The sequence below is a fragment of the Microcystis sp. M_QC_C_20170808_M3Col genome, from assembly GCF_007095505.1.
Lineage (GTDB): Bacteria > Cyanobacteriota > Cyanobacteriia > Cyanobacteriales > Microcystaceae > Microcystis.
This window is the reverse complement of sequence record NZ_SFBY01000385.1, coordinates 1-2,573: the sequence shown is the minus strand read 5'-3', so window position 1 is coordinate 2,573 and position 2,573 is coordinate 1. Positions and strand designations below refer to the sequence as shown.

Below are 2,573 nucleotides of genomic sequence, written 5' to 3'. Positions count from 1 at the left end.
AAACTGTCTCTTGAAGCTAATTATGATGATTATCTTGAAAAAAAATGATAATTAGACAGAAGTTCTCTTGTTCACATAGAGAACTTTATCTTCTTTTGTTTTCAAAATGAGAATTGCTGGCTATTTGAGGGTAATCTCTCTCGAATTCCCCAAAAAAGCGTTGTAATCGTTTGTAATGGGACTCTACTAATGCCCCACCTTCAAAACCCAGGGCTAATTCCTTGAGGTTGACGGTTTTTACTTTCAACAGAGCCAGTAAGAATAGAGCGAGGAAAGAGAGTCTTGCTCCGTGAAACCCCTTTTCTATCTACTTTTCAAGCTTTTTGTCCCGTACTTAGAATAACCATAGCAGTTCTCGTATCTGTGAGGTACAGTTTAACCTTTGCTGATTAAGCTTTTCAGGATTGAGAATGTACCTCTTGTGAACAGGAAACGCTATATATGATTGCTGTGCTGAGAGCCTTTTGTCAAGCCTAATTGAGATGCTCTTACCCTAGGTTTAATAACCCCGAAAAATCTATCATTGACCTTTTCTCTATCTTTCTATCTGTCTATCCACTAGGATAATGACCTTGCAATCAAAACTTCATGTCTGCGTCACAGTAAGTTCATATCCCCAGCCTAAATTAGAGATAGTCAGTCCCAAGCCGTTTTCCGAAACACTCCTCTCACACCCACGATTACTAGGACTGACTTTTATTCCCTTCTCAGAATGGTTAAACAATAAAAACTATGACTCGCAATATTTTTAACGATAATATTTCCCCGATCAACGAAGGTAATCCTAAACGCGCCAAATCTTCTGGGATGAAAAAACTTTTTGCCTATTCCTCTTTACTGGTTTTGGGTGTCGGGTTAGGCATCGGGGCCACCTACGCCTACAGTCAAAATCCTCTAGAATTAGCCCAAAATATTGCCCCCGCTGCCAATAATCCTCGCCCCTCCACACCGGCCGCAGCCGCTCCCTCGTCTCTTGCTATTCCTACCAATTTTGTCGCTTCTGTGGTGCAAGAAGTGGGGCCGGCGGTGGTAAGAATTAATGCTTCTAGGGAAGTCAATGGAGGCGGTGATTTTTCGGAATTTGCTAACGATCCTGTTTTCCGTCGCTTCTTTGGTTCCCAAATACCCGATCGAGGAGAAAAACAAGTTCAAAGAGGTACAGGTTCGGGGTTTATTATCAGTAATGACGGTAAAATTATCACCAATGCTCACGTTGTCGAGGGAGCAGATAAGGTGACTGTCACCCTCAAAGATGGTCGCACTATCGATGGCAAAGTTTTAGGTAGTGATCCTTTAACTGATGTGGCAGTGGTACAGGTGGAAGCGAGCAATTTACCCACGGTTAAATTAGGTAATTCTGATAGTTTACAGGTGGGAGAATGGGCAATTGCTATCGGTAATCCTTTGGGATTAGATAACACTGTCACCACGGGGATTATTAGTGCCAAAGAACGTCATAGCTCCCAAATTGGTGCTAGTGATAAACGGGTGGATTTCCTGCAAACTGATGCGGCAATTAACCCCGGAAATTCCGGCGGACCTTTGTTAAATGATCGGGGAGAAGTTATCGGAGTTAACACTGCTATCATTCAAAATGCCCAGGGTTTAGGTTTTGCTATTCCGATTAAGACTGCCGAAAGAATCGCCGAACAATTAATCACCACGGGTAAGGTGGAACATCCCTATCTCGGTGTTCAAATGGTACAGTTAACTTCGGAGGTAAAAGAACAATTAGCCGATAGTCCTATGGCTGATAATTGGACTATCCCCGATGATTCTGGTGTCTTGTTAGTGCGGGTGATGAGAGATTCTCCTGCCGCGGAAGCGGGATTGCGATCGGGTGATGTGTTAAAGTCTGTAGGTGGTAAGAATGTCACCGATCCCGATGCGGTTCAGGAAATTGTTGCTAATACTCAAATCGGCGATAATTTACCCGTAGAAATTAGCCGGGAAGGACAAAAAATTAATCTGAATATTCAAGTGGGTAGCTTGAATACTGCTAACAGCTCCCAGTCTGAAAAATAAGTGGTAGAAGACCTAAACTTTATAGAGAGCTTGTTACTAAGCTCTCTATATTTCTGGTTTTACTTTTGGCTCTTGAATCCAATAATTAGGGTTGGCTGAATAAATCTAAAAACCTTGTTGGGTAAGACTTTTAGACTTTTTGTCAATCAAAAAGTACCGGATATGGGAGTGAGCGGGGGGAATTTTAAGCACTTTTTCCCTAAAAATTAGGTAATTGGCCACCTCAAAACCGGTAAAACCCCACACCCCACACCCCACACCCCACACCCCACACCCTACCACCACCGAAAAACTTTTTGCCGCAAACCCTAATTATGCTGTAATAGTCTTTCCTGTGGTTACTGTGGGGAGGGAAAAGTCAGAGACAATCAGGGCAAAATGATAAGTATTTTATATATAAAAAGCTTCAATACTTAAAAATATTTAAATTTACCGAAATTTTGGGTTAAAGCCCCGTCCTTTTAGGACGGCTTTTTAAACTATAGCTTGTTAACTTAACTTTTATTGTGCTATACTGATTTTGTCTAAGTCCCCCCTGCGTAAAATGT

1 protein-coding gene and 1 pseudogene are annotated in these 2,573 nt (G+C 41.9%); one reads left to right on the top strand and one right to left on the bottom strand.

Annotation, left to right across the window (positions count from 1 at the left end):
- Nucleotides 1-118: 118 nt before the first annotated feature.
- Nucleotides 119-307 (bottom strand): annotated as a pseudogene (locus EWV84_RS17785) (IS4 family transposase); the annotation flags it as partial.
- 425 nt (nucleotides 308-732) lie between these two features.
- On the opposite strand from EWV84_RS17785, the gene EWV84_RS17780 reads away from it, so the two are divergent.
- Entirely contained in the window at nucleotides 733-2,025 is a 1,293-nt protein-coding gene (locus EWV84_RS17780; RefSeq protein ID WP_287079088.1) for an HhoA/HhoB/HtrA family serine endopeptidase, read from the top strand.
- Nucleotides 2,026-2,573: the final 548 nt, after the last annotated feature.

Excerpts from the sequence above, each read along its gene's own strand:
- EWV84_RS17780 (WP_287079088.1), top strand. The coding sequence starts at position 733 with ATGACTCGCAATATTTTTAACGATAATATTTCCCCGATCAACGAAGGT.